This is a genomic window from Desulfonauticus autotrophicus (assembly GCF_055381725.1).
Genome location: NZ_AP042395.1, coordinates 1,698,882 through 1,725,112, shown reverse-complemented (window position 1 = coordinate 1,725,112; position 26,231 = coordinate 1,698,882). Strand labels below are relative to the sequence as shown.

Genomic DNA, 26,231 nt, shown 5'->3' with positions numbered 1-26,231 from the left:
ATGCCCAGAATACCTGCTAAACTAAAAGTTTCTCTTAAAGAAGCCATGTCTGTTACCTTTCCTCCAGCCATGTCTTCTTTGTTACAGGAAGCAACTTCAGCCAATCCTGATTTTAATAACCTGGCAAAGATTATTGCTACAGATCCAGGGCTTACAGTTACTATTTTGAGTTTGATAAATTCTCCCTATTATAGCCTCCAGGAAAAGGTTACGGACTTAAAAAGAGCTGCTGTAATTTTAGGCACCAAAGAAATCTTAAAGATTGCCCTTTCTGTTACCTTTCACAAAAATTTAAGCCTTAAATTTCAGACCTGCGAGGTACTTAAGTTTCGCACCTGGAGACAAACAGTCTGGGGCGCTGTGGCTGGAGAGGTGTTGGCTCAAAAACTAAGCCCCAAAGAAGCAGATAAGGTCTATACCGCAGGGCTACTTAAGGATTTGAGTTTATTTCTTATTTGTTGCGTAGAAGATGAGGAAGTAGAAGACTTTACCCGTATTTGCTATGATGGAGACAATCTCATTTCTTTGAAAAAGGACCAGTTGCGTAGGGAAGTTGAGCTCTGGGGAATAGAGCATCCCCAGATTACTCAGGCCTTGCTTAAATCCTGGAATTTTCCTTTAAATGGAGTTTTTGGGGCTATAAAGTACCATCACGCAGTAGACAGAATAGAAGAGTTTGAAGCAGCTATCCAGTGCCTTATTTTGGGTACCCTGTGGGCAGAGGCAGAGTTTGAGGATAAAGATAGTTCTATTCTCTTTAAGTTAAAAGCTATTTTAAAAAACATTGCCCAGATTGAAGAGGAGGAATTTAATAACTTACGCTCTACAATTAAAAACAATGTCAACTCCATTTGTGAGACTTTAAGTATTAAAGAAGACAAGGAAAAGATTTGTTTTTATACCCTTCCTTTGGAAAAGATTCAAAACTTTAGCCATCTTTTACAAGAAGTAGATACTGCCAGTGATTTGCAAGAAATAGCCCAAATACTGGGCAGGCATTTTTACTGGCTGTGGAATATTCGGGATTTTAGAATTACCTTGCGCTCGCCAATTACAGGAGAGGAAACTTTTTTTGAGTTTAAAGCAGGAAAATTAACTAGAACTGATGAACCTGCTTCTCCTTCTAAAGAATGTTCCAAGTCCTGTTCTTTTACCCTTGAGGTAAAAGGAGAAAAATTTGGATGTATTTGTTTTGAAAAGCTGGAAGCCAGTTTACACCAGGAAGTTGCGCTGTATGTTTCTTTGTTTAGGCAGAGATTTGAAAACTTTTTTTATCGTCACCTGGAGACTTCAGGCAAGGCCCTGGTTCTGGACTTACTTCCTGTGGGTATTATTCGTTTAAACAAACTGGGCAAGGTGTTGCAGTTGAATGCCTTTGCCAAACAAGCTTTAAAGGTAAAAAGTGAATTACGAGGCCTTAGTTTTAAAAATATTTTGTCCAACATAATTGGCCTGGATTTGGGGACAGAGTGGGATAATTTTCTGACCAGAAAGGTGAACAGCTTTTCCAGGCTTTACTGTCCTTTAGGCCCAGAGGCAGAAGTGGCAAAGTCTCCCTGTTTTAACTTTTCTGCTTCCTGGATTACCCTGGAAGGTGTGGAGCAAATTTTGGTTATTGTGCAGGATATTCAGGAAATAGCCTCTTTAGAAAGTGAAATTGTTTATCAAAAAAACTTTTTAAGCGTGTTGGTTTCTTCCATGCAGGATGTGGTGCTTACTGTGGATAAGGAAGGCCAAATCCTCTTTACTTCTCCTTCCTTAGACCATCTTAAGGGGAAAAACTTTTTTGATGTATCCACTCCTTCCTCAGCCCTTAGCTTTATCTGGGGGCCAAGAATTCTGGAAGAAAGCGTTCCCTTTGAGATTAAACTGGCCTTAAACGGAGAGACTTTATCTTTAGAGATAGTGATTTCTCCCATTAGAGAGTCTGCCACTTATCTTCTGGTGGGGAGAAACCTTACTCTGATTAAAAGATTGGAACAAAAGATTCGGGAACAGGCTGTTTTTGATCATCTTTCCAGGGTCTATAATAGACATCAACTGGCTGTATTTTTAGAACGAGAGGTTCAAAGGGCAAAAAGACAGGGTAAAAAAGTAGGAGTTATCTTTTTTGATCTGGATAAGTTTAAAAATTATAATGACCTCTATGGGCACCAGCAAGGAGACGAGGCTATTCGCAGATTTGGAAGAATTTTGATTCGCAATTCCAGGCAAGGAGTAGATTTTCCCTGTCGTTATGGTGGAGATGAGTTTGTGCTTTTGGCCTCAGAAGTGGAAGAAAAGACTCTGGAGGTTATAGCCAGAAGAGTTAGAAGTGACTTTGACAAGGAATTTAAGGGAGAGCTTTCCTTAAGCATTGGCCTTGCCCTGTTAAAAGAGGGTGAAACAGGAGAACAAATGGTTTCCCGAGCAGATGAAGCCGCTTACAAGGCCAAAGCTCAGGGAGGCAACAAGATAGTTTGGGGATAGGAAAAGGAAAGAGGAGTTTTTAAGTATGCTAGCACGCTTGGAAGTGGCTTTAAGGCCAGAAGTAAGAGATGTAAGAGGAGAAAAGATTGCTCGTAAAATAAAAGAGCATTTAAATTTAGATGTGGAAGAAGTAAGGATAATTAAAGGCTATACCATTGATGGTTTGGAAGCCAAGGAACTGGATGTGGTTTTAAAGGAACATTTCCTTTCAGACCCGGTATTACATAAAGTTGCTTTTGAGCCTTTGGCTCAGGATTTTGATTGGATTATTGAAGTTGGTTTTAGGCCTGGAGTCACAGACAACGAAGGAAAAACTGCCAGTTATACCCTGGAGAGGATTTTTAAAAAGACCATTCAGGTCTATACCAGTGAACAATTTTTACTCAAAGGTAATCTGGATAAATCCCAGGTAGAGCACATTGCAAAAGACCTTTTAGCCAATGAACTTATTCAACGCTTTAGTTATAGAAGTTTTGCCCAGTGGAAGAATGCCCCGGGCTTTCCCCTGGTCGCTCCCAAAGTTACAGGCCAGGCTTCTACAGAAGTGGAAATTATTCCCTTAGCTCCTTTAAGTGCACAGGAATTGGTGCAGTTGAGTAAAGACAGAGTGCTGGCGCTTAGTTTGCAAGAAATGGAGGTTATTAGGGATTACTTTAACCTTCCAGCAGTAAAAGAAGCCAGAGCCAGACTGGGATTAGCTCCTCATCCCACAGATGCAGAGCTGGAATGTTTGGCCCAGACCTGGTCTGAGCACTGTAAACACAAAATTTTTAATGCCAGAATTACCTATGAAGATAGGGAAAAGCAAAAAACTGAGGTAATTGATAGCCTTTTTAAAACCTATATTGCAGGTAGCACGCAAAAAATCCGTGAGTTAAAGGGAGAAAAAGACTATTGCCTTTCTGTATTTAAAGATAATGCTGGAGTAATTAAATTTGACCGGGACCTGGATGTATGCATCAAAGTGGAGACCCACAATAGCCCTTCAGCCTTAGACCCCTATGGTGGGGCTTTGACCGGCATTGTGGGGGTAAACAGAGACCCCATGGGCACAGGCCTGGGAGCCAATTTGTTGTGTAATACAGATGTGTTTTGTTTTGCCTCTCCCTTTTTTAAGGGCGAACTTCCTCCCAGACTTCTCCATCCCAGGCGGGTGATGGAAGGAGTGCGGGAAGGAGTGGAGCACGGTGGCAATAAATCTGGTATTCCCACTGTAAATGGCGGCATTGTTTTTGAGGAAAGATACCTGGGCAAACCTCTGGTATTTTGTGGAACTGTAGGTACTATCCCGCATGAGATTAAGGGCAGGAAAGGATATAAAAAGAAGGCCCAGGTGGGAGATTATATTGTGATGACCGGAGGAAGAATTGGCAAAGATGGTATTCATGGCGCTACCTTTTCCTCTGAAGAACTACACGAAGGCTCTCCAGCCACAGCAGTCCAGATTGGAGACCCCATTACCCAGCGTAAAATGTATGATTTTATCATGCGAGCCAGGGATTTGGGCTTGTATAATGCCATTACAGACAATGGGGCAGGTGGTTTATCTTCTTCTGTGGGGGAAATGGCTGAAGATACTGGCGGCTGTGATTTGGACTTGAGCAAAGCCCCTCTAAAGTACGATGGCCTTAAGCCCTGGGAGATTTTGCTTTCTGAAGCCCAGGAAAGAATGACCCTGGCTGTGCCTGAAGAGCACCTGGAGGAGTTTTTACAACTGGCCCGGGAAATGGATGTAGAAGCCAGTGTGCTGGGCAGGTTTGTGGATAGTGGAAAGTTTTTGGTTCGCTATGGAGAAAAGATTGTTGCCTATCTGGACATGCACTTTTTACACCACGGCCTTCCTCAAATGGAGCTCAAGGCTGTGTGGGAAAAGCCCAAGTTCCCTGAGATTAGCCAGGATAAGATCAGGGTGGGCAGACAGGATGAGTTTTTAAAGCAGATGCTTGGGCGTTTAAACATTTGCTCCCGCGAATATGTTATCAGGCAGTATGATCATGAAGTGCAGGGGGGAAGTGTAATTAAGCCCCTGGTAGGAGTTTTGAGTGATGGTCCTGCAGATGCAGCTGTGCTTAGACCTGTTTTAGACAAAGATAGAGGCCTGGTGGTGAGCAATGGGATTTGTCCCAAGTTTAGTGATTATGACACTTACTGGATGATGGCCAATGCCATTGATGAAGCCATTCGCAATTGTGTGGCTGTGGGTGGAGACCCCAATTATCTGGCTGGAGTGGATAACTTTTGCTGGTGCGATCCTGTCCAGTCAGAAAAGACTCCAGACGGTCATTACAAACTGGCTCAACTGGTAAGGGCCAACAGGGCTCTGGCTCACTTTTGCCAGGCCTTTCAGGTCCCCTGTATTTCAGGCAAGGATTCCATGAAAAATGACTATACAGGTGGGGGACAAAAGATTTCCATTCCACCCACCGTGCTTTTTTCCTTGATTAGTGTAATAGAAGACATTTCCTGGTGTCAGACCTCTGATTTTAAGTTGCCAGAAGAAGAGATTTATCTTTTGGGACTTACGCGTAGAGAGCTGGCTGGTAGTGAATTTTTAGCTGAACTGGGTTTAAAAGGCGGAGATGTACCCCAGGTGGATGTGCTTTTAGCCCGAAAACGCTATCTTACTTTACATGAGGCCTTTAAACAAAGACTTATTACTGCCTGCCACGACCTTTCTGATGGAGGGCTGGGAGTAGCTTTGGCTGAAATGGCCATTGGAGGTAGATTGGGAGCCAGAGTGGACCTGGCCCAGGTTCCCTGTTGTCCTGGGGACTTGACCCTGGAAGAAGTGCTTTACAGTGAAAGTGCCAGTAGACTTCTGGTTACAGTGAGAAAGGAAAACAGGGATAGGTTCAGGGCCCTGTTTCAGGGGCAGGTAATAGCTTATCTGGGCGAAACCACTGCCCTTCCTGAACTTGTGTTTCACTATAAGGGAGAAAAGCTTTTTAGTTGCTCGGTAGAAGAGTTAACCAGGGCCTGGAAAGCCACTTTAGACTGGTAAATGGAGCTAGAAGAGAAACTCAAGCTTTTAAGCACTAGCGTTCATCTGGACCAGGTTTGTGGGCTTAGTTCTCTTCACCAGCGTTTACAAAATTTAACTCCGCAAAAGGGGCCAATTTACCACAGTCTAGCTGGTGGGCAAAGGGTTCCTTTGTTAAAGATTCTTTTATCCAACAGGTGTGAGTTTAATTGTAGCTATTGCGCCAATAAAAAGGACTTTGATTTTCCCAGGACCAGCCTGGAGCCAGATGAACTGGCTAAACTCACGGTAGAATTATTTCAGAAAAAAATTATTCAGGGCTTGTTTTTAAGCTCAGCAGTGGATAGGTCGCCCAACTATACCATGGAGCGTATGCTCTGGGTGGCCAGGAAGCTGCGTTTGTACTATAAATTTCCTGGTTATATCCATCTCAAAATTATTCCTGGAAGCGATAGGGATTTACTCAGAGAAGCTTTGAAATATGCCAGTAGAGTGAGCATAAATTTGGAGTTCCCCACCCAGAGAAGTTTAGAACTCTTTGCTCCCAATAAAAAACCAGAGTATTTGCTTAAACCCCTGCAAGGCCTGTCCAGATTGTTGCAAACCCAAAGGAAGGTTGCCACCAAAGGGCTTAGTACTCAATTTATAGTGGGAGCAAGTAAGGAAAGCGATAGTACCTTGCTAAAGGTTGCCAGCACCCTCTACCAGCAATATGGCTTAAAAAGGGTTTACTATTCTGCCTTTGTTCCAGTCTTGACTCCGCATAATTTTGAGCTGCCAGCCAGAAAAACTCTCCTGCGGGAACACAGGCTTTACCAGGCAGACTGGCTTATTCGCTGTTATGGCTTTAGCTGGGAAGAGCTTTTTAGTTCTTCTCCTAATCTGGATTTTCACTTGGACCCCAAAACCAGCTGGGCCCTTAATCACTTAGAACTTTTCCCGGTGGAGATAAACAGAGCTAGCTTTAAAGAACTTTTAAGAATTCCTGGCATCGGGCAAAAAGGAGCCAGGCAGATTATTAACCTTAGAAAGCAGGGAAACCTTGGCTGGGAAGAGGTGGAAAAAATAGCTATCAATCTGAGTAAGGCCAAGTATTTTATCACAGTAAAGGGAAGATACTTTTGCTCTCATTTTGAACCTGGTAGGATAAAGAGATTTTTGAGAAAAGAAAGGGTAAACTTTCTACCTTTAAACTGATTGCCTGCGCACAGATAAACCCAAGGTCTTTAAAAATTCCAGGTCTTCCTGGACACTAAAACCGCTTTGAGTAAGATAATTTCCGGTCATAATAGCACTGGCTCCAGCCAGGAAAATAAGGGGATGTAAAGAGCTCAGGTGTTGTTTTCGACCTCCACAGATAATAATTTCCTTATCAGGCAGGATAAAACGGAAAGTAGCAATGATTTTCAGGCAATACAGAGGAGTTAAATAGGAGTTCTTTTCCAGAGGGGTTCCTGGAATGGGAATGAGGAAGTTTAAAGGGACAGCATCCACATCCAGTTCTTTTAAGGTATAAGCTAGTTCTATAATGTCCTGGAAACTTTCGCCCAGGCCAAAAACTCCTCCACTGCATACACTTAAGCCAGCTTTTTTGGCTTCTTTTATGGTGTTGATGCGTTCGGCATAGCTATGGGTGGTGCAAATTCGGGGAAAGTAGGATTTACTGGTCTCCAGATTGTGATGATAACGGCTAAGGCCTGCCCTTTTTAGCTCTTCTAGTTCCCTGGCTGATAAGATGCCCAGAGAAGCACAAAGGCCTATTTGGGATTTGAGGCTGGCAAATACTTCTTTTACCTGCATTATTTCCCTGGAGGTTAAGGCCTTGCCAGAAGTCACCAGGGCGTAGCGATTTACTCCCTTTTGGGCCATGTCTTGTCCCAACTCATAGAGCTCTTCTTTGGGCTTTAGCGGATAGACCGGGATATGGGTTTGATAGTATTTGGATTGGGCACAAAAGGCACAGTTTTCTGAGCAGCGTCCGGATTTGGCATTGGCAATGGTGCAAAGGTGGATTTGCTGGGAATAGAGCTGGCGTAAAAAATTACTGCCTGTGAGCAAAGAAAGGATTTCTGGCCCTTTAAGGGAAGACAGGGTTTCCAAATCCTTGGAGCTTAACTTATTTTGTAAGGCCTTTTCAGCCAAGTGCAGGCTATCCTTAGGAGAAAACACCTTTTAAATCCTGAAAATAGGTTTGATAAAGGTTAAAATAGTCGATTTTTGTATCCTCTAGCCAGGGGATTTGAGCAATAACTTTTACCTTTCCATAATATTCAATGGCTTCTTTATTTTCTGGATGTAAGGGCCCGTTTAAAACCACTCCAGCTATTTTTAACTTTCTACTTCTTAATACCTCTAAACTTAAAAGGGTGTGATTGATGGTGCCCAGGGTGCTTCTGGCCACTAAAATTAAAGGAAGATTAAATTTTTGCATCAGGTCCAGCATGAACTGGTTTTGGTTTAAGGGAACCAGAATCCCCCCAGCTCCTTCCACCAGCAAAGGCCTTTGTTCAGGCAGGGGGATTTTTTCCAGGTCTATAAAGTCCTTTTCCAGTCTGGCTGCCAGATGGGGGGAAAGGGGTTCTTTAAAGAGATAGGTCTCAGGTAAAAAATGTTTTTCCTTTAAACCAGTTTGTTCTTTTATCCACTGAGAATCAATGAGGTCTTTGCTCCCAGTTTGAATGGGCTTAAAATAATAACCCCTTAGTCCAGCCACTAAAATGGCACTAATAAAGGTTTTGCCCACATTGGTGTCTGTCCCGGTTATGAAAAAACTAGTCTGCATAGTCTTGCTCCAGGAGCACTTCCTTAATGGCAGTAGTGAGCTGGTTTAACTCTGAAGAAGAGATAATATAAGGAGGCATGATGTAAATGAGGTTGAGAAAGGGACGAATCCATACACCCTTAGCTACAAATTTTTTCTGGATTTTGGCTATATTTACCCTTTTACTTACTTCTACCACTCCAATGGCGCCAAGAACCCGTACATCTTTGACTCCTTCTATTTGTCTACAGGGAAGGAGTTCTCTGAATAGTTGCTCTTCTATGTTTTTTACCTTTTCCTGCCAGTTAGAGGTAAGGAGTAATTCCAGGCTGGCCAGGGCCACTCTGCAGGCCAGAGGATTGCCCATATAGGTTGGGCCATGCATAAACACATAGGGAGGAGCAGAAGAAATTGTCCGGGCTATTTCAGAAGTACATAAGGTGGCAGCTAAAGTTAGGTAGCCTCCAGTTAAGGCCTTGCCTACACAGAGGATATCTGGTTTTACCCGGGCGTGCTCCAGAGCAAAGAGTTTACCTGTGCGTCCAAAACCTGTGGCTATTTCGTCTAAAATCAGCAAAACGCCTTCCTTTTGGCAGAGCTTGGCCACCTTTTGTAAAAATACAGGGGAATAGATGCGCATGCCCCCAGCACCCTGGACAATGGGCTCTAAAATTACTGCAGCCAGGTCTTTTAGGTGCTGGTAAAAAAGCTCTTTAAAACACTCAAAATCCTGAGGATTAAAGTCTTGAAAGCCATTTTGGGGAGGTGGGCAAAAGATATTTTGGGGCAGAAAAGAAGAAAATAAGGAATGCATTCCAGTATAAGGGTCGCAGACACTCATGGCCCCAAAGGTATCTCCATGATAACCCTTTAACAGGGTAAGAAATTTTGAACGCTGCTCTCCTTTGGCCTGCCAGTATTGTAAGGCCATTTTTAAAGCAACTTCCACACTTATTGAACCAGAATCTGCAAAAAAGACCCATTGCAGGTTGTCTGGAGTAATTTCCATAAGTTTTTGGGCTAACTTCACTGCTGGTTTGTGGGTAAGCCCTCCAAACATTACATGGGCCATGTCCTTTAGCTGTTCCTGGATGGCCTGGTTGAGCTGGGGATGGTTGTAGCCATGGATTGCTGCCCACCAGGAAGACATGCCATTTATGAGCTTTTCTCCACTTTCCAACTCTATAATAACTCCCTGGGCCCTTTTTACCGGGTAAACAGGCAAGGGATTAAGGGCTGAAGTGTAGGGATGCCAGATATGGGCTTGATCAAATTGAAGCAAGGACTGAATGTTCATGGTTTTTAGTGGCGGAGGGAGAGAGATTCGAACTCCCGGACCCCGTCAAGGGTCTGCGGTTTTCAAGACCGCCGCCTTCGACCACTCGGCCATCCCTCCTTAAAGATTAAAAGTATAAATAAACGGGGCAAAAAGCAAGAGTAAAGAAGGGAAAATATGGCGGAGAGGGAGGGATTTGAACCCTCGGTAGAGGTTTTAGCCCCTACACTCGCTTAGCAGGCGAGCGCCTTCAGCCAACTCGGCCACCTCTCCAGAAGAGGTTAAACTTTTAAATCAAACCTACAGCCTAGTCAATGAAAAAAGTTGCTAATTTCTCCAGATTGGTTTTGGCAATAGGAGTTTACTTGGGAATTAGCTTCTTGCTTATTTTGGGAAATTGGGGCAAAATTAAATTTTATTTAGTCAAAGGAGTTCTGAATGAACGAGAAATGGTTAAGTACTATAAGAGAATATGCAGAAGCTTTGCTTGTTGCTTTAATCCTTGCTTTTTTTATTCGTTCTTTTGTGGTTCAGGCTTTTAAAATACCTTCTGGCTCCATGTTGGACACCCTGCAGATAGGAGACCATTTGTTGGTAAATAAGTTTATTTATGGCATAAGAGTCCCTTTTACTGATTATTTTTTAGTAAAATTTTCTGACCCTAAATTTCAAGATGTGATTGTGTTTAAGTATCCTAAAGAACCTTCCAAGGATTTTATTAAAAGAGTTATTGGGCTTCCTGGAGATACCATAGAGATAATCAATAAGGAAGTTTATCGAAACGGTCAAAAGCTTGTGGAACCTTATGTAAAACATGTGGACCCTCAAATTATACCCAGGAGGGATAATGTTGGTCCCATAAAAGTACCAGAGGGAAAGTACTTTGTTATGGGAGATAATAGAGACGAATCCTATGATTCTAGATTTTGGGGATTTGTGGATAGAGACCAGATTTTAGGAAAGGCCTGGATTATTTACTGGTCCTGGCAGGGCTTTTCTAATATTCGCTGGAACAGGATAGGCCATTTGATACATTAACACAATGTTTGCTAAAGTCTTTAGTGGTGGTTTATTAGGTATAGATGGCTTTTTAGTAGAAGTAGAGATAGATTTAACCCGCTCTGGCCTGCCTGCCTTTAGTCTGGTAGGTCTGGCAGAAGGGGCGGTACGGGAAAGTAAAGAAAGAATCTTTTCTGCCTTAAAGAATAATGGTTTTAAACTCCCGCCTGCAAGAATTACTATCAACTTAGCTCCAGCCAATCAAAGAAAAGAGGGAAGCCTTTTTGATTTGCCTTTGAGTATTGGTTTATTGGTAGCTGCTGGATTGCTTCCCAAAAGTTCCTTTTTAGAACACACCCTTTTGGCTGGCGAGCTTTCTTTAAATGGAGAATTGCGTCCCATTGCCGGAGCTTTGCCTTTAGCACTTTTAGCTAAAAACAAAGGCTTAAAATATGTTGTTCTTCCCAGGGATAATGGGCCAGAAGCAGCTGTGGTTAAAGGGGTAGAGGTCTTTGCCCTGGAAAATCTGGCTCAAGTGGTGAGTTTGCTGGAAGGCAAAGAACTGACACCTTTTCAGGTGGATGTGGATAGCCTTTTTCAGGAGCAGACCAGTTTTTTAGAAGACTTTTCAGAAGTAAAGGGCCAAGAACATGTAAAAAGGGCCATTGAAATAGCTGCTGCCGGAGGCCACAACTTGCTTTTAGTAGGTCCTCCAGGCAGTGGTAAGACCATGCTGGCCAAAAGAATTCCAACCATTTTACCCCCTTTGACCTTTAGTGAAGCCCTGGAGGTGACTAAAATTTATAGTGTAAGTGGCCAGCTTCCTCCTCAGGTTTCTTTACTTATCCAGCGTCCCTTTCGGGCTCCTCACCATACCATTTCAGATGCAGGGCTTATTGGTGGCGGGCATTATCCTCGGCCTGGAGAGGTCTCTCTAGCCCATAGGGGCGTGCTGTTTTTAGACGAACTGCCAGAATTTAAAAAACATGTTCTAGAGGTGCTAAGACAGCCCTTGGAAGATGGCGAGGTTACCATTGCCAGGGCCAGCATGTCCCTGAGATATCCAGCCAGCTTTATGCTGGTAGCCGCCATGAATCCCTGTCCTTGTGGATACCTGGGGGATGAAAAACACCATTGTTCCTGTACTCCCTTGCAAATCCAGCGTTATCGTTCCAGACTCTCTGGTCCCTTGCTGGACCGTATTGACTTGCAGGTAGAGGTTCCAGCTGTGGAATATAAAAAACTCAGGCAGGAACAAAGTGAGTTTTCCTCTAAGAAAATGTTAAAACGGGTCCTTACAGCCAGGAAAATACAACAGAAGCGCTACCAGGAAGCTTCTTTACCCTTTTTGACCAACAGTGAACTAAATGGACGCTGGTTAAATAAGTTTTGTCCTTTAGGAGAAAGGGAACACGCCTTTTTAGAACAGGCAGTGAAAAATCTAGGACTTTCTGCCAGGGCCTTTACGAGAATTTTGCGCCTGGGTAGAACCATTGCTGACCTGGAAGGTAAAGAAAATTTAGATGTGCCCATCCTGGCCGAAGCCATTAGCTATCGTTTTTTAGACCGCACCTAGTTTTTTGTTTGACATTATCCTTATTCCCTTTTTACAACTTCAGTAATTTTAAAATATAGGCTTTTTTATTGTGATATGGAAAAGAAGTTTAAAATTGCAATATTCTTACTTCTAGTTTTAGAGCTAATTTTTCTTTTAGGCCATATTTATTATCAAAATTATTACTGGAAAGGTAGAAAACTAAGAGTAGCAGAAAGCAAGGAAAGCCCTTTATGTTTTTTTTCTCCTTATGGGCAGGGCATAGACTATTCCCTGGCTTCTCTTTTGGCTAAAGAAAAAAACTTTCTCTGATTTGGAAAAGGGTTAATACCTTTGAACAGGCTTTTAACTTGCTTGAGAAAAGAGAAGTAGATTTGGTAGTGGGAGTGCCTACCCTTTTAGTTGAAAATAAAAGTAATTTTAAAAAGGGAAAGGAATATGTAAAAAACAATTTTTTATTTGTACATAACAAAAAAAGATATCCTTTAAGGCGCTTTGATGAGCTTTGTAAGAGTAAAGTTATAGTTCCCAAAAATTCTATCTTTGTTTCTAAAATAACAGACTATGATAAGATAATTTTTTGTTCCATAAATTACGAAATCATAGATTCCCAGGAGTTAGATGCCTTTAGGGTTTTAGAGGCTAACAAGGCCAGGTTTATGCTCACAGATAAAATTAAGTTTAATGCCTTAAATCCTTATTTTCTGGATTTACGCCCTACTTATGAGTTTAAGCAAAAATTTGCTCACCTTTGGCTCTGGAGTACTCACTATGCCAGCTTAAGCCAGCTTATTGCTGAGTTTTGGGAAGGAGAAGAAGTAAAGCAGAAGATTAAGGACATACAGGAACTATACCTGGGATTTTTTCCAGAGGATATTGATTTTTATCAGTTAAATCATTTGCAAGAGTCGGTTTTAAGGTTTTTACCGCGCTATGAAAAAGATATTATAGCTGCCTGTAAAAAGTATGATCTAGACCCTCTTTTTTCTGGCCCAGATTTACCAGGAATCTCATTTTAATCCACGGGCTCGAAGCAGGACAGGAGTAAGAGGTTTACTTCAACTGAGTTTGGATACTGCTTCTCTGTTGGGTGTAGAAAATCGTTTAAATCCTACGCAAAGCATCTGGGGTGGAGCCAAGTACATGGCCTTTTTAGAGGAAAGGGTGGCTAAAAAAGGAGTGAAAGGCTGGGATAAGTGGTTCTTTGTGCTGGCTGCTTACAACCAGGGCTTAGGCCACCTTTACGATGCCATGGATTTAGCTGTGAAGCAAAACAAAAACCCTTATAAGTGGTCCTCTTTAAAGGAAGTCTATCCCCTTTTAAGTTATAAAAAGTTTTATAAAAACACCAAACATGGGTATTGCCGGGGTTATGAAGCTGTGGACTATGTGCAGAGCGTAAGGTATTATTATTATATTTTAAATTTATTTACCTTTCTGGGGAGCAGGGAAGGCGATTACCTTAGACGCTTTGTTTCCCTGCGTCCTCTTGTTTGGCCGAGATAGTTCTTCTTTTGAATTCCCCTTTTTTAGCTGGAGATTAAAGAACTGGTTTTTCCACTTTAAACTCTGGATAAAAGAAAAGACCAGAAAATCTCGCTCCCACTGGTTGGTAGGCTGAAAGTTTTGGACCAGGTTGAAGTATTTTTCCCATAGAGAAGTAAGAGATGCTTCGTCTATTTCCAGTAATTTTTCCGCCAGGTTTTGCAGTAGTTTTTCCATTTTTGTCTGCCTTTTTTGATTTGCCCCTTTTTAGAGCCTGTGCTAAAAGTGTAAAAGTTTGCTTGATTATGTCAAGAAAAGGAGAGGTTTGGAGATGAATATTAAGGAAATGTACAAAAAGATAGTAGAAGACCCCTTTCCTGAGGACTTAACCCTTACTTTAGGGGGACAAAAATTAATTTTTAGAAAAAGGGTCTGGGAGATTGAAGGAGAAAAAAAGGTCTGCGCTATGGAGAAAATCCAGACCAACCTGCTGCCCTCTATGAACTGGTAGAAGGCTCGCTTACTTTGGGTGGGATTAGCTTTAGAGGTCCAGGCAAAGGCCTGGTAGCCTCTCTTACTGAAGCCAATATGCTGCAGGCAGGTAAACATCCTGGAAAAATCAATCTCACAGATGTGGATAATGGCATCAATATCTTGCAATATTTGTATCAAAAACCAGCTGCTGTAATTTTAAAGCACAACAATCCTTCAGGAGCGGCCTGGGGGCAGGACCTGTTAGATGCCTTAAACAAGGCCTATTTTGCCGATAGGATTGCTGCCTTTGGCGGAGCAGTGGTGGTCAATAGGCCCATTGATAAGATGTGTGCTGAATTTTTAACCCAGTTTTACTTTGAAGTGGTAGCTGCCCCTGGTTATGAAACAGGAGCCCTGGAGATTTTAAAGCAAAAGAAAAACTTGCGTATCTTGGAGATACCTGGCCTGGCTAGATTGGAAGAACTAGTGGGAGAGCCCTTTTTGGACTTAAAGTCTTTAGTAGATGGAGGAATAGTTGCTCAGTTTTCCTTTAGGAATAGAATCCTTTCTGCTGAAGATTTTTTGCCTGCTCAGGCGGAGAAAGATGGCCAGGTGGTTTCTGCCAGAAAACCTACTCCCAAGGAAATGGAGGACTTGCTTTTTGCCTGGGCTGTAGAAGCAGGAGTAACTTCCAATTCTGTGCTTTTTGCCAGAGATGGACAGACTGTGGCCATTGGTACGGGTGAACAAGATAGAGTGGGTTGTGTAGAGCTTACCATACACAAAGCCTATACCAAGTATGCGGACAATCTGGTGTTTGCTGAGAAAAAAATGTCTTTATATGAGCTTAAATTAAAGGCCAAGGAAGACAGAGAATTAGCTGCTTACCTGGAAGAGGTCTGGCAAAGGACTCAGGAAGCCAAAGGTGGCTTAAAAGGCTCTGTTATGGTATCAGATGGTTTCTTTCCCTTTAGAGATGGAGTGGATGTGGCCATAGAGCAGGGAGTGACAGCTATTGCTCAACCTGGTGGTTCCATTCGGGACTTTGAGGTGATTCAGGCTGTAAACCAGGCCACTCCTCAGGTTGCTATGGTCTTTACTGCCCAGCGTTCTTTTAAACACTAGAATTATGGCAGATAAGCACGTGGAAATAGAACCAGGGAGTGTGGTGGAGTTTTTAGAAGGTGGGAAAACTCTACTCTCCCTGGTTTTGGAAAAAAAGAAAACGCCTTAAAGTCCTTTCCTGGACCGGAAAAGAATATAAACTTTCTGTAAATAGAGTTTTGCCCTGGGTAGGTCCTAAAATCTTACTTTCTGCCCAGCAGGATGAACTCCTCTCTTCTCTAAAAAAAATTGAAGAAAAACGCACCCAAATTGCCAATGATATTGTCCTGGAAAAGCTCTGGGAATTAATCCGGGAAGAAGTAAAGGAAGCAGAGGTCTTCTGGCTGGCTGAGCTTTGTTTTACTGAGCCAGAGATTGACCAGGTGGCTGCTCTGGGTAGACTTTTATTGGCAAACAAAATCCTTTTTAAGTATAAACCTCCTCTTTTTTTAGTTCATAGTGCAGAAGAAGTAAAACGCCTAAGGGAAGAGCAATACAAAAAGGCCCTTCTGGCCAAGGTCCTGGAAGAGGGGCAAAGGGTTTTAAAGGAAGCTGCCAAAGGCCCTGGACGGGTAAAATGGTCTGAATTGAACCCAGAGGTGGCAGACACTTTACGGGAAGTGTTTTTTTCTGTGTTGGGCAAAAAAGGTGAGGCAAAAAAGGAGAAGTTTTTTAAACAACTGACTCAAGGCCTGGGAGACGATGAGTTTTTGGCCTTTACTCTGGCCAGGAATTTGGGTCTTATTCCTCCTCATTTTAATTATTTGCTCCTACAGGCAGATTACGAGCCAGGTCGCTCCTGGGAAGAAACCTATAGCCAGGAGATTACTCGCTTAAAAAAACTACCTCTTTCCTGGCAAAAGCCTCTTTTAAAGCCTTTTGTCAGTATTGATTCTGCTTCCACCCAGGATATTGATGATGCCTTTTGGTTGCAAAGAGAAGGAGATAACTTTCGTTTAAGGGTAGCTATTGCCTGCCCTGCGCTTTTTTGGCCCTTTGGTTCAGAACTGGATTTAAAGGTTAGAGAGCGTTTTTCCAGTTTGTACCTGCCTGAGGAGACCTATTTTTTACTGCCCCATGAACTGGCTACTTCTACTTATAGTTTGCTAGCTGGCAAGCAGAGTCCTGCTCTGGTTTTTGATTTTTTACTGAATAAACAAGCAGAGGTAGAAGAGTTTTCCCTTTACCTTTCCCTGGTGGAAGTGGAGCAAAATTTAACTTACCTCCAGGCAGATGAGTTTATCCAGGAGAAAAAGGAATTTTGGCCTCAGCTTTATGCTCTGGCCAAGCAGTTAAGAGCCCAGCGCATAGAGGCTGGAGCCATTGTGGTGGAGCAGGCAGAGCCAGAGATTGTTTTAAGGCAAGAAAAGGAAGAGATTCAAGTTGAATTACTGGAAAAGTCACTTCCTTTTCTCAGGTAGTAGTGGCAGAGATGATGATTCTTTGTAATCACTACATTGCCAGGTGGGCTAAGGAGAAAGAGCTACCTCTTTTTTATCGTACTCAAAATATTAACTTTTCCAAAGACCTGGCCGGGATATGGACCAGGCCAGAAGATATTTATCAGGTGGTAAAGGGTATGGCCCCTTCTATTTTAGATATTGAGCCTGAACAGCATGCCTGTCTGGGTGTTTCCTGCTATGCTCCCATTACTTCTCCTTTAAGAAGGTATATAGACTTATTGAACCAGGGTCAGGTGGTGAAGGTTTTGCAAGGAGAAAAGCCCTTGTTTAGCAAAGATAATTTGCAGGGGATGTTGCCTTACCTTTCTGCCAGGCAGACCTTAGTGGGGCAGGTACAGCGGTTTAGACCCAGATATTGGAAGTTGCTTTATTTTCAACAAAGGCATAAACTGACTCAGTTTGAAGGGGTTTTAGTCGAAAAAGGTAGTCCTCTAGCTGTATTTAGCTTACCTAAAGAGCAAATTCTGGTGCGAGTCCCTACCAAACTTCTGGAAGAAAAGACCAGGGTGGGCGATACATGTTTGCTTACCTTTGGCAGGGTAGATCCTCTTAGAAATGAACTAAGGGTTGTACATGTCAGCAAAAAAGAAACAGGTTCTTTTGATTGATGTGGGTAATACCAACATCAAGTTTGGTTTGGGTGACCAAAAAAAGGTGGTCCAGGCCTTTGTATTGCCTACAAACCTGGAGGAAACAGCAGATTCTCTGGGCTTAAAGATTCAGGGACTCATTTCCAGCTTTGTTCAAAAAGCAGAAATAGAAGCCTGGGTGGTTTCTTCAGTGGTTCCTTTGTTGGACGGAATTTTAGAACAGGCCTGTTATACCTATGGCAGGTGCCCCCTTTATTTTGTGCCCCAGGATTTGGTTTTAGATATTGAAAATCGTTATGAACGGCCTCAGGAAGTGGGGGCGGATAGACTGGTAGGTGCGTTTGCAGCCAGGACCCTTTTCCCGGGCCCCAGGTCCTTGGTAGTGATTGATTTTGGGACTGCCACCACCTTTGATTGTATAGAAGAAAGGGCCTACTTGGGAGGGCTTATTTGCCCTGGCATTTATTCTTCTCTTAAGGCCTTGAGCTTGAATACAGCCAAGTTACCACAAATTTCTTTAGATACCAATGTGGAGCAGTTACGCATTGGCCAGAGTACCAGGCAGAGTTTAAAGCAGGGTATGCTTTTTGGTTTTGCGGCCATGGTAGATGGCTTACTGGCTAGACTGGAGACAATTTTAAAACCACCTTTAAAAGTGGTAGCTACGGGAGGATTGGCTTCCTGTTTAGCTACTTTGACTGAGAAAATAGATCTGGTTTATCCAGAGCTTATTTTAGAGGGATTAAGGCTTGCTTATTTAACCCATAAGCCAAAAAAGGAGTAAAGCGATGAGTATTATTACTGATGTTTGGGCCAGAGAAATTTTGGACTCTAGGGGAAATCCTACCTTAGAGGTGGAAATAGTCTTAGAATCAGGTGCCTTTGGTCGGGCTGCAGTGCCTTCAGGCGCTTCTACTGGTTCTAAAGAGGCCTTGGAACTTAGAGACAAGGATGAGAAGAGATTTTTGGGCAAGGGAGTAAGTAAGGCTGTAAATAATGTCTTAGAAAAAATTTCTGAACACATTATTGGCCTGGATGCCTTAAGGCAGGTGGAATTAGACGAACTTTTAATTGAACTGGATGGTACAGAAAATAAGTCCAACCTGGGAGCCAATGCTATTTTAGGGGTTTCTCTGGCTACAGCTAGGGCTGCTAGTAACTTCCTGGGACTTCCTCTGTATCAATACATTGGAGGCGTAAATGCCAAGATTTTGCCTGTGCCTTTAATGAATATCATCAATGGTGGCGTACATGCTCCCAACAACCTGGATATCCAGGAATTTATGATTTTGCCCATAGGGGCGTATAGTTTTAGAGATGCCTTACGGATGGGGGCAGAAGTATTTCATACTTTAAAAAAGATTTTGGCCAAGGATGGACATAGTACTGCTGTAGGTGATGAAGGTGGTTTTGCTCCCAACTTAAAGAGCAACCAGCAGGCCTTTGATTATATTCTCAAAGCTATTGAAGAAGCTGGCTATCAACCTGGTCCAGAAATCGCCCTGGCCATTGATGCTGCTGCCACTGAATTTTTTAAAGAAGGAAAATACCATTTAGCCGGGGAAAATAAGGTTTTTACTGCCCAGGAGCTTGTAGGCTACTATGAAGAACTGGTGAGCAAATACCCCATTGTTTCCATAGAAGATGGTCTGGCAGAAGATGATTGGGAAGGCTGGAAGATTTTAACGGATAGACTGCAGTTTTCCTGCCAGCTGGTGGGTGATGATATCTTTGTAACCAATCCCTATCTTTTGGCCCAGGGTTTAAGAGAAGGCATAGCCAACTCCATTTTAATTAAACTCAATCAGATTGGCACTCTTACCGAGACCTTAGATACCATTGAAATGGCCAAAGAAGCTGGCTTTAGCACTGTCATTTCCCATCGCTCTGGAGAGACTGAGGATAGTTTTATTGCTGATTTGGCTGTGGCTGTTAATGCCGGACAAATTAAGACTGGCTCTGTAAGTAGAAGTGATAGGCTGGCCAAGTACAACCAGCTTTTGCGCATTGAAGAAGAACTGGAAGATCAGGCTATTTACTATGGTCCAGCTTTGCGTATGCAATGGTTTGAAGAAGAGGGTGAGGAATAATGCTTTTACTGGATGGAAAAAAAACAGCTGCTGAAATAAGGGCTAAATTAAAGGCTGAAGTGGAGCAAAATATGGCCCAGGGGAAAAGAGCCCCTGGGCTGGCTGTTATTCTGGTGGGAGAAGACCCTGCTTCCAAGGTCTATGTTCGCAATAAAGAAAAGGCCTGCAGTGAAGCGGGTATTGTTTCCAAAAGCTTTCGCCTGCCTGCTGATACTTCGCAGACAGAGCTGAAAAATTTAATCCTGGATTTAAACCAGGACAGGGAAGTGGATGGTATTTTATTGCAATTGCCTTTGCCCAAACACTTAAACAGTCAGGAACTCCTGGAGCTTATTTCTCCGGCCAAGGATGTGGATGGCTTTCATCCAGAAAATGTGGGCAGGCTGACTCTGGGGTTGCCTGGCTTTCGTTCTTGTACTCCTGCAGGAATTATGACCTTGCTTAAACACTATGGGCTGGAGGTAAGTGGCAAAAAGGCAGTGGTCGTGGGCAGGAGCAATATTGTGGGTAAGCCCCTGGCCCTGCTTTTACTCCAGGAAAATGCCACAGTGACTATCTGTCATTCCAGAACCCAGGATTTAAGCGCAGAAGTAAGGGAAGCGGATTTTGTGTTTGCTGCTGTGGGCAGGCCCAAATTTATCACTGCTGAGATGGTCAAAGAAGGGGCAATAGTGGTAGATGTGGGCATTAACCGCACCGAAGAAGGTCTGGTGGGAGATTGTGATTTTGAAGGCCTAAAGGATAAGGTTGAGGCCATAACTCCTGTCCCTGGCGGAGTTGGACCCATGACCATTGCCCAGTTACTTTTAAATACCTTTGCAGCTTATAAAAAGAATTTAGCACTGGGCTAGGGTGGTAGCCAGCCCGCCCAGTGCGGTTTCTCTGTATTTTAAAGGCAAATCCCTGCCTGTCTCAGCCATTACTTTAATAATCTGGTCCAGGCTTACCTTTTGCGACTTGGGGTCTCCACTGGAAGCCAGGATATAAGCATTAAAGGCTTTTACTGCGCCCATGGCATTTCTCTCAATACAGGGTATTTGCACTAGACCGCCCACAGGGTCACAGGTCATTCCCAGATGGTGCTCCAGGGCTATTTCTGCTGCATTTTCTATTACCTGAATGGAATAGCCATTGACATGGGCAATCATGGCTGCTGCCATGGCTGAGGCACTGCCAATTTCCCCCATACAACCCACTTCTGCTCCAGAAATACTGGCATTTTGCTTGATGAGATAGCCAATTCCAGCTGCCACCAGGAGTCCTTCCAGCAAACTCTGGATATCAAAGTGAAAGTGATGCCTTAAGATATACAATACTCCAGGGATAACTCCAGCAGAACCAGAAGTGGGAGCTGTAACCACCAGGTGTCCGGCTGCGTTTTCCTCGGCAGCAGCCAGGGAGTAGGCGTTTAAAAACATTAAAAACCTGTCTGGAGTTTCAGCCAAAAAGGAAGCCCTTTCATATATCTTGGGGGCCTTTCTTTTAAGTTTAATGGAACCAGGCAGCTCTCCTTTGGTCTTTAAGCCCCTTTTTACAGCCATTTCCATGACATTAAGGACCTTGCGCAAATAAAAAAATACCTTTTCCCTGGTCTTACCCGTTAAACTCATCTCATTTTCCAGAATAATTTCAGCAAAGGAATGAGAAGTTTCTTGAATAATTTTTTTTAGCTCAGCCATAGAGGTAAAAGAATAGGGTAGAGTCTTTTCTTCCACTTTTTTACCTGGCCAGAGGATAAAACCTCCACCTATGGAATAGTAGGTTTGGCTGAATAATACTTTCTGCTCTGCATCCAGGAGATTAAAAACCAGGGTATTGGGATGGGGAAACTGATGCTCTATGGGACCAAACTTTATGTCTTCCAGCTTAAAGTTTATTTTTTTATCCTTGATGAATAATTCATATTCTTTTTTTCTTCAAAAAGGGGGTTAAATACTTCTGGTGTACATTTATCTGGAGTGTAATTTAAAAGTCCAGCCAATATGGCCTTTAAAGTACCATGTCCCTTTCCAGTAGCACTTAAGGAGCCATAGAGAATGACTTCTATCCTTTTAGTTTTATCCAGAAGAGTTGATTCTAAGTTGTTTATTTGTTCTAGAAAGTGTAAAGCTGCTCGCATGGGGCCAATGGTATGAGAACTCGAAGGCCCAGGCCCTATTTTGAAAAATTCTTCTAAACTGATTTGTATGTATTTCATATTTACTCCAGAATAATTCCTGCATAACCTACTACTTGTTCAAAATCACCACTCGTTTCTGCAGAAGTTGTGTATTTTATTAAACTGCCTGTCTTCACTCCCCACTCTTTAGCTAAAAAAAGACCTAAAACCATGGGCAAGATCCCACACATACTTATATCGTATTGTTGGACTACTTTTACCAGGCCTATGGGGTCAAATTCTAAAATTTTATCAATGGCTTTTTTATCTCTGGCCAAAGCCTCCTGGTGGGAAATGTAATGACTCATATCAGAGCTTACCACAATAGACACTTTTTCTTTAGGAAGGATTTGAGCCAGTTCTAGAGCGGTTTTTTGTAATTTGCTGATATCATATTCTGCTACGCAAAGGGGTAAGATTTTGTACTCTGGGTTAAGCACATAGAGGAAAGGCAAAATTACTTCCAGAGAATGTTCAAAGAGATGGGCAGCAAAATCTCCATAACATAAGTTACTTTCTATGATTGGCGCAGCAAGGTCTTCTGCTACCTGTAAAAAACCGCCAGGAAAAAGCCATTTTCCTTCTGGCCAGAGACTTAGTTTTGCCCCTCTGCCCGTATGATTGGGACCGAGAAGAAGCAAGATGGGGTTGAGGTTGGCAGAGCCCAAGGTCTCTCCAGCTACTTTTCCTGAAAAGATGTAACCAGCATGGGGGACCATGCTAAGCAGGGTAGGAGCAGTTCTTTTTTGACCCAGAGCTAGGTAATTTTTGACTTCTGAAAAAGTTTTTCTGGATTTTGGGGATAAAATTGTCCTGCTACAACAGGTTGGCGGTTCATGGCTAACTCCTATGGTTTGGGGGCAAAAAAGTTGGCCTTTTCTTTTAATTGGGCGATACTTAAGTCCCTTTTGGCTAGCTGAGCATAAAGGGAGTTTGCTTTTTTGGCAATAAGCTCTTTTAATGTGTCCTGCCAGGCCTTTTCATTGCCGTTTAATTTGTAGAGGTCAGCTAGTTGATATTGAAAGGAAGGCCATAAGGGGTCTTGTTCTGGGATGTATTTTTTTAACTCCAGGGCCCAACTTAAGGCTTCTAAGGTTCGGCCAGTGATACTGGTGGCCTTGATTAGCATTTTGAGGCAATCTATTATTTTTTCTTTATCTTGTTTTTTTTCTTGCAGAAAAGAGAAAGGGCCTCTTGGGCAAAAATATAGACATTTTCCCATTGTTTTTCTTCTACATAGTGAGAAGCCAGAAAATAAAGAGCATAAGCCCTTTTGTTTACAGGAAGCTTAATGTCTGCTGCTAGCTTACGCCACAAGGGAATACTTTTGCTAACTTGCTTTTTCTTTTGATAAGCCAAAGCCAGGGCATAATCCACATTTTGTTTTTGGGTGTTGCTTAAGGGCCATTTGTTTGCCTTTTCCCCTAGGTTTACCACCCTGTCCCAGTCTTCCAGTTTTAAATAAAGAGTAAGAGCTAAAGCCAAGGCGTTTTGTACTTCTTGTTTTTGGGGATCTTGAGTAAGCATGGGTTTTATAATGTCTAGGGCCTTGGGTATATTGTTGGTTTGAATGTAAGCTGAGGCCAACAAAAGTTGGGTAGCAGGAGAAAGGTGGGATATAACCTGGTTTAGGAATGGATATTTGTTTAGGCTTTCTAATATCTTAGCAGGGCTATCGCCTTCGGTATATTTGTTTAAAATGGCTTCCAGGGCTTCTTTACTTACTTCTAAGGCTTTATCCTGAAGTTCAGAGTTGGGTTTTTGAAAAAAGTCCTTAAGTACTTGCAGGCTTTTTTCCGGGCGCTTGTTAAAAAGCTCCCACATGGCCAGTTTGATTTGGGCTAGGCTGGCCAAGGGACTTTGGGGATATTTCTGGATTATGGAAGTATAGATTTGCTGTGGTCTAAGGTTAAAGGGGCGATTGAAAACAGTAAACATATCTTTTAGTTTTGGCTGGTCATAAATGCCTTCTTCTGCCAGGCGCATGGCAGCAATAAGTCCACCTTCTTTTTCCGGGAAAAGCCTTACTGCTTCTTCGTAGAGCTTTTTGGCAGCTTGTTTTTGGTTTTCCAGTAAAAATATATCACCAATTCTAGCCAGAGCTATATCTGCTCCTTCCCCTTGAGGAAGCAGGTTGTAATAGAGCAGATATCGTTTTTTGGCCTCTTCCAGCAGCTTGTTTTTATAGTAAAGGTAGGCTGCCTGTAGAAGCACATCTGGACGCTTTAGGTAATAGCGAGGCCAACGCTGCTCCAGGTATTTAATAATGTCTAAACTCTGTTTATAGTACTCCAGGTTGTTTAAACTTTTGGCTAAGAGAATGGCTGCATCTTCTGCTATTTTGTGGTCTGGAAATTTGGTGATTAAAAATTGCAGTTCATCAGCAGCTTTTTGATACTGTTTTTGTTTAAAATAAAATTCTCCCCAGTAGTAGTAGATGAGAGGAATATTGGGGTCATAGGGATATTTTTCTTTTAAGAGGTTAAAGTATCCTCTGGCTTCAGGGATATTTCCTAATTTTAGATGAATATAGCCAAGATTGAGTAAGGCAGAGGGTACGCGTAAAGACTTGGGATTATAATTTATGGCCCGTTCATAGGCTGCAATAAGGTCTGCAAAACCTTCAGGTAGCTTGGATTTATATTTGTCAAAAAGAACATCTGCATAGAGATAGTATATTTCTTCTTTTAGCTTTTCGGGTAGCTTGGGATTTTTAATCATATTACCTAAACTTTCCAGAGCCACATCCAGTTCGCCATTTACTATGGCTGCTTTAGTGGTAATCAAAAGCCCTTCAAAATCAGGTGCTTGTTCAGTAGCATTGACTGCAGAAGGCTCGGTTTGGGCGGTTTGAGGAGTGGCTGCTGGGGTTGGTGTTGGGGCTGAAGGTGTTTGAATAGTCTCTGAAGCGCTGGAAGCGGGTTGTTCTTTTTCACTGCTGGAAGCATTGTTATCTTCTGAAGTAGGCAGATTAGTAGTAGAGGAGACTTGTTTTTCCATTTCTGTTGAAGGTCGAATTATTACAGCTTGTTCTATGGGAACCTTTTTTATAGGGGCTTTGAGTTTATAAAGGGGTTGCTGGTTAGCAGGAGAGAGAGGTTTCTTAGCAGGAGCAGAGGGTTTAGTTTCCTGGACAGGTTCAGGCTTTTTTTCTGGAATAGAAATAGGTTGTTGCTCTTCCTTAGGGGCTGTTGGTTTGGTTGAAGGAGTCTGGTCAGAGGCCCCGGGAGTTATTTTTTTTCCACTGCCGGAGGTGTTTTTTTCTTTTCTGGTCTGGACTGGCTAGAAGTGCTGGAAGAGGTAGTTTTTTTAGGTTGAGGAGAAGTTTTTTTTGGGAGAGGTGTCCATTTTTTGCCCAGAGGGTCGTAGAAAATATCCAGGTAGAGTCTATTTTCATTTTTTTTCCAAAAAGAGATAAAGCCAAAGGCAGAAGTTTTGGTTTTTATTAAAATATTTTGTTTTTGAGGTAATAACTCCTTGACCAGGCGGGAAAAGGAAAGGTCCACAGGAGCAGGGGGAGGTTCTTTTTGTAAATAGGCTGCAGGCAGGATGATGCTTATTTCCTGGGTGCCTGTGCGGGTGACTTTTATTTTTGATAAGGGATTTTTAAATTGAAAAACTAAACGCTCGTTTTGAGGCTGTTTTTGCCAGAAAAATACCACTCCCCAGGAAGGAGTAGTAAGAAAAATAAGTAAAATACTTAGAAGAAAAATTATTTTTTTGTTCATATATCCTTAATATTCTTCCAGCTATCTGGAAAAATATGCAAAATTTGGGCTAATTATAATTCTTTCTTTTTAATTTTTTCAATTAAAGTGGTCCTTTTTATGCCTAAGATATTGGCAGCTTTATTTTTTACTCCCTTACTTTCTTCCAGAGCTTCTGTTATGAGTTTGTTTTCAATGGTTTCCAAAAAGGTTTTTAAATCCATTTTTAGCTGGAGCATATCCTGAAGGGAAGGAAAGGTGAAGGCCTCAGGTTTTTTGGGTTTAGGTTGATTTAGTCCCTGTTCTTTTAGAATTTTTTCAGGCAAATCTTCTATTTCTACGCGTTCATTTTCACAGAGAATAGAGATGCGCTCCATAAAGTTTTCCAGTTCCCGCACATTGCCTGGCCAGGAATAATTGAGGAGTAGTTCTTTTACTTCAGGAGAAAAGCTAAGAGGTGGACGATTTTTTAGGGTGCAAAACTTTTCTAAAAAGAAGTTGGCTAAAAGTAGAATATCTTCTCCTCTTTCCCTTAGGGGGGGAAGTTCTATGGGGATTACATTTAGGCGGTAAAATAAATCTTCTCGAAAGTTTCCCTTTTTTACTTCTTCTTCTAGATTGCGGTTGGTGGCTGCCACTATGCGCACATCTACTTTTTTGGTCTGGGTACCGCCTACCCTTTCAAATTCTTTTTCCTGAATTACGCGCAGGATTTTTACCTGCAGGCTCAGGTCTAACTCTCCAATTTCATCCAAAAAAATGGTGCCTCCATTGGCCAGTTCAAAGCGGCCAGGACGAGACCTGATGGCGTGGGTAAAGGCACCTTTTTCGTGGCCAAAGAGTTCTGATTCCAGGAGTTCTTTAGGGATAGCTCCACAATTGACAGGCACAAAGGGTCCTTTGTGGCGGGGGCTATTTTTGTGCAGCGCCCTAACCAGGAGTTCTTTACCTGTGCCTGATTCTCCAGTAACCAGGACAGTGGTGTCTGTAGGAGCTACTTTTTCCAGGATTTTAAAGAGTTGGGTTAGGGCTGGACTTTTTCCTAAAATGCCACAAGGGTCAAAGCTCATAGGTTCTCCTTAGATTAGCTTAGGGTGTAAAGTGTCAAATAGATGACTTA

General features: G+C 42.5%; 23 protein-coding genes, 2 tRNA genes and 1 pseudogene. 14 read left to right on the top strand and 12 right to left on the bottom strand.

Translation table 11 applies throughout. The features are described 5' to 3' along the window. The 3 genes from ACZ42F_RS09780 to ACZ42F_RS09770 are packed head-to-tail and all read left to right on the top strand — an operon-like array spanning position 1 to position 6,646. A complete protein-coding gene (locus tag ACZ42F_RS09780) occupies positions 1–2,469 on the top strand; it encodes a sensor domain-containing diguanylate cyclase (RefSeq protein ID WP_464278847.1) in 2,469 nt (822 codons plus the stop codon). Between the two features lie 25 nt (positions 2,470–2,494). Further along, positions 2,495–5,470, top strand: coding sequence for a phosphoribosylformylglycinamidine synthase subunit PurS (locus ACZ42F_RS09775; RefSeq protein WP_464278846.1), 2,976 nt, complete (start codon positions 2,495–2,497; stop codon positions 5,468–5,470). After that, positions 5,471–6,646: a putative DNA modification/repair radical SAM protein gene (locus ACZ42F_RS09770; protein ID WP_464278845.1), complete on the top strand. Its 1,176-nt coding sequence runs from the start codon at positions 5,471–5,473 to the stop codon at positions 6,644–6,646. On the opposite strand, the gene bioB is transcribed toward ACZ42F_RS09770, so the two are convergent. From bioB to ACZ42F_RS09745, 5 genes are all read right to left on the bottom strand, one after another. Next, positions 6,638–7,618, bottom strand: coding sequence for a biotin synthase BioB (gene bioB / locus ACZ42F_RS09765; RefSeq protein WP_464278844.1), 981 nt, complete (start codon positions 7,616–7,618; stop codon positions 6,638–6,640). The two genes, ACZ42F_RS09770 and bioB, sit on opposite strands and share 9 nt — an antisense overlap. Then, on the bottom strand, positions 7,605–8,231 hold the full coding sequence (gene bioD, locus ACZ42F_RS09760) for a dethiobiotin synthase (protein WP_464278843.1): 627 nt from the start codon (positions 8,229–8,231) through the stop codon (positions 7,605–7,607). The genes bioB and bioD overlap by 14 nt, the downstream gene beginning before the upstream one ends. Then, entirely contained in the window at positions 8,221–9,492 is a 1,272-nt protein-coding gene (gene bioA, locus ACZ42F_RS09755) for an adenosylmethionine--8-amino-7-oxononanoate transaminase (protein WP_464278842.1), read from the bottom strand. Before bioA ends, bioD begins: the two co-directional genes overlap by 11 nt. 24 nt (positions 9,493–9,516) lie before the next feature. Further along, a tRNA-Ser gene (locus ACZ42F_RS09750) sits at positions 9,517–9,606 on the bottom strand. Between the two features lie 58 nt (positions 9,607–9,664). Then, positions 9,665–9,759 (bottom strand) — tRNA-Ser (locus tag ACZ42F_RS09745). A 165-nt stretch (positions 9,760–9,924) separates the two neighbouring features. Here ACZ42F_RS09745 and lepB point away from each other — a divergent pair. The 11 genes and pseudogenes from lepB (at position 9,925) to folD (ending at position 20,097) form a co-directional block, all read left to right on the top strand. After that, positions 9,925–10,524, top strand: coding sequence for a signal peptidase I (gene lepB / locus ACZ42F_RS09740; RefSeq protein ID WP_464278841.1), 600 nt, complete (start codon positions 9,925–9,927; stop codon positions 10,522–10,524). Positions 10,525–10,528: 4 nt separating this feature from the next. Further along, entirely contained in the window at positions 10,529–12,061 is a 1,533-nt protein-coding gene (locus ACZ42F_RS09735; RefSeq protein ID WP_464278840.1) for a YifB family Mg chelatase-like AAA ATPase, read from the top strand. Between the two features lie 75 nt (positions 12,062–12,136). Beyond that, on the top strand, positions 12,137–12,352 hold the full coding sequence (locus tag ACZ42F_RS09730; RefSeq protein ID WP_464278839.1) for a hypothetical protein: 216 nt from the start codon (positions 12,137–12,139) through the stop codon (positions 12,350–12,352). 38 nt (positions 12,353–12,390) lie between these two features. Continuing rightward, on the top strand, positions 12,391–13,059 hold the full coding sequence (locus ACZ42F_RS09725; protein ID WP_464278838.1) for a transglycosylase SLT domain-containing protein: 669 nt from the start codon (positions 12,391–12,393) through the stop codon (positions 13,057–13,059). After that, the gene (locus tag ACZ42F_RS09720) at positions 13,028–13,546 is read left to right on the top strand and encodes a transglycosylase SLT domain-containing protein (protein ID WP_464280250.1); all 519 of its coding nucleotides are present in this window, start codon (positions 13,028–13,030) and stop codon (positions 13,544–13,546) included. Before ACZ42F_RS09725 ends, ACZ42F_RS09720 begins: the two co-directional genes overlap by 32 nt. A 310-nt stretch (positions 13,547–13,856) precedes the next feature. Further along, a pseudogene (locus tag ACZ42F_RS09715) lies at positions 13,857–15,124 on the top strand (IMP cyclohydrolase). 59 nt (positions 15,125–15,183) lie between these two features. Further along, complete coding sequence (locus tag ACZ42F_RS09710; protein ID WP_464278837.1) at positions 15,184–16,524, top strand: RNB domain-containing ribonuclease; 1,341 nt, start codon at positions 15,184–15,186, stop codon at positions 16,522–16,524. An 11-nt stretch (positions 16,525–16,535) separates the two neighbouring features. Next, entirely contained in the window at positions 16,536–17,174 is a 639-nt protein-coding gene (locus ACZ42F_RS09705) for an RNB domain-containing ribonuclease (RefSeq protein WP_464278836.1), read from the top strand. Then, a complete protein-coding gene (locus tag ACZ42F_RS09700) occupies positions 17,140–17,940 on the top strand; it encodes a type III pantothenate kinase (protein WP_464278835.1) in 801 nt (266 codons plus the stop codon). The genes ACZ42F_RS09705 and ACZ42F_RS09700 overlap by 35 nt, the downstream gene beginning before the upstream one ends. Before the next feature lie 4 nt (positions 17,941–17,944). After that, a complete protein-coding gene (gene eno, locus ACZ42F_RS09695) occupies positions 17,945–19,246 on the top strand; it encodes a phosphopyruvate hydratase (protein ID WP_464278834.1) in 1,302 nt (433 codons plus the stop codon). After that, positions 19,246–20,097 carry a bifunctional methylenetetrahydrofolate dehydrogenase/methenyltetrahydrofolate cyclohydrolase FolD gene (gene folD / locus ACZ42F_RS09690; RefSeq protein ID WP_464278833.1) on the top strand — a complete coding sequence of 284 codons (852 nt, stop codon included), beginning with the start codon at positions 19,246–19,248 and terminating at the stop codon, positions 20,095–20,097. Before eno ends, folD begins: the two co-directional genes overlap by 1 nt. On the opposite strand, the gene ACZ42F_RS09685 is transcribed toward folD, so the two are convergent. From ACZ42F_RS09685 to ACZ42F_RS09655, 7 genes are all read right to left on the bottom strand, one after another. Beyond that, a complete protein-coding gene (locus tag ACZ42F_RS09685) occupies positions 20,083–21,087 on the bottom strand; it encodes an L-serine ammonia-lyase (protein WP_464280249.1) in 1,005 nt (334 codons plus the stop codon). The two genes, folD and ACZ42F_RS09685, sit on opposite strands and share 15 nt — an antisense overlap. A 32-nt stretch (positions 21,088–21,119) precedes the next feature. Next, the gene (locus ACZ42F_RS09680; protein WP_464278832.1) at positions 21,120–21,443 is read right to left on the bottom strand and encodes a serine dehydratase beta chain; all 324 of its coding nucleotides are present in this window, start codon (positions 21,441–21,443) and stop codon (positions 21,120–21,122) included. A gap of 2 nt (positions 21,444–21,445) precedes the next feature. After that, positions 21,446–22,123: an AmmeMemoRadiSam system protein B gene (gene amrB, locus ACZ42F_RS09675; protein ID WP_464278831.1), complete on the bottom strand. Its 678-nt coding sequence runs from the start codon at positions 22,121–22,123 to the stop codon at positions 21,446–21,448. A gap of 128 nt (positions 22,124–22,251) precedes the next feature. Further along, a complete protein-coding gene (locus ACZ42F_RS09670; RefSeq protein ID WP_464278830.1) occupies positions 22,252–22,533 on the bottom strand; it encodes a hypothetical protein in 282 nt (93 codons plus the stop codon). 14 nt (positions 22,534–22,547) lie between these two features. Further along, the gene (locus ACZ42F_RS09665; protein ID WP_464278829.1) at positions 22,548–24,404 is read right to left on the bottom strand and encodes a tetratricopeptide repeat protein; all 1,857 of its coding nucleotides are present in this window, start codon (positions 24,402–24,404) and stop codon (positions 22,548–22,550) included. 230 nt (positions 24,405–24,634) lie between these two features. Next, positions 24,635–25,132, bottom strand: a complete 498-nt coding sequence (locus ACZ42F_RS09660) for a hypothetical protein (RefSeq protein ID WP_464278828.1) — start codon at positions 25,130–25,132, stop codon at positions 24,635–24,637. Positions 25,133–25,185: 53 nt separating this feature from the next. Next, positions 25,186–26,181 (bottom strand): sigma-54 interaction domain-containing protein, encoded by a 996-nt coding sequence (locus tag ACZ42F_RS09655; RefSeq protein ID WP_464278827.1) that lies wholly within the window; start codon positions 26,179–26,181, stop codon positions 25,186–25,188. Positions 26,182–26,231 lie beyond the last annotated feature (50 nt).

Excerpts from the sequence above, each read along its gene's own strand:
- ACZ42F_RS09660 (WP_464278828.1), bottom strand. The coding sequence starts at position 25,132 with ATGAACAAAAAAATAATTTTTCTTCTAAGTATTTTACTTATTTTTCTT.
- ACZ42F_RS09770 (WP_464278845.1), top strand. The coding sequence starts at position 5,471 with ATGGAGCTAGAAGAGAAACTCAAGCTTTTAAGCACTAGCGTTCATCTG.
- bioD (WP_464278843.1), bottom strand. The coding sequence starts at position 8,231 with ATGCAGACTAGTTTTTTCATAACCGGGACAGACACCAATGTGGGCAAA.
- ACZ42F_RS09705 (WP_464278836.1), top strand. The coding sequence starts at position 16,536 with ATGATGATTCTTTGTAATCACTACATTGCCAGGTGGGCTAAGGAGAAA.
- amrB (WP_464278831.1), bottom strand. The coding sequence starts at position 22,123 with ATGGTCCCCCATGCTGGTTACATCTTTTCAGGAAAAGTAGCTGGAGAG.
- ACZ42F_RS09775 (WP_464278846.1), top strand. The coding sequence starts at position 2,495 with ATGCTAGCACGCTTGGAAGTGGCTTTAAGGCCAGAAGTAAGAGATGTA.
- ACZ42F_RS09655 (WP_464278827.1), bottom strand. The coding sequence starts at position 26,181 with ATGAGCTTTGACCCTTGTGGCATTTTAGGAAAAAGTCCAGCCCTAACC.
- ACZ42F_RS09670 (WP_464278830.1), bottom strand. The coding sequence starts at position 22,533 with ATGCTAATCAAGGCCACCAGTATCACTGGCCGAACCTTAGAAGCCTTA.
- ACZ42F_RS09735 (WP_464278840.1), top strand. The coding sequence starts at position 10,529 with ATGTTTGCTAAAGTCTTTAGTGGTGGTTTATTAGGTATAGATGGCTTT.
- ACZ42F_RS09665 (WP_464278829.1), bottom strand. The coding sequence starts at position 24,404 with ATGGAAAAACAAGTCTCCTCTACTACTAATCTGCCTACTTCAGAAGAT.
- ACZ42F_RS09680 (WP_464278832.1), bottom strand. The coding sequence starts at position 21,443 with ATGAAATACATACAAATCAGTTTAGAAGAATTTTTCAAAATAGGGCCT.
- ACZ42F_RS09700 (WP_464278835.1), top strand. The coding sequence starts at position 17,140 with ATGTCAGCAAAAAAGAAACAGGTTCTTTTGATTGATGTGGGTAATACC.
- ACZ42F_RS09730 (WP_464278839.1), top strand. The coding sequence starts at position 12,137 with ATGGAAAAGAAGTTTAAAATTGCAATATTCTTACTTCTAGTTTTAGAG.
- ACZ42F_RS09780 (WP_464278847.1), top strand. The coding sequence starts at position 1 with ATGCCCAGAATACCTGCTAAACTAAAAGTTTCTCTTAAAGAAGCCATG.
- folD (WP_464278833.1), top strand. The coding sequence starts at position 19,246 with ATGCTTTTACTGGATGGAAAAAAAACAGCTGCTGAAATAAGGGCTAAA.
- lepB (WP_464278841.1), top strand. The coding sequence starts at position 9,925 with ATGAACGAGAAATGGTTAAGTACTATAAGAGAATATGCAGAAGCTTTG.
- eno (WP_464278834.1), top strand. The coding sequence starts at position 17,945 with ATGAGTATTATTACTGATGTTTGGGCCAGAGAAATTTTGGACTCTAGG.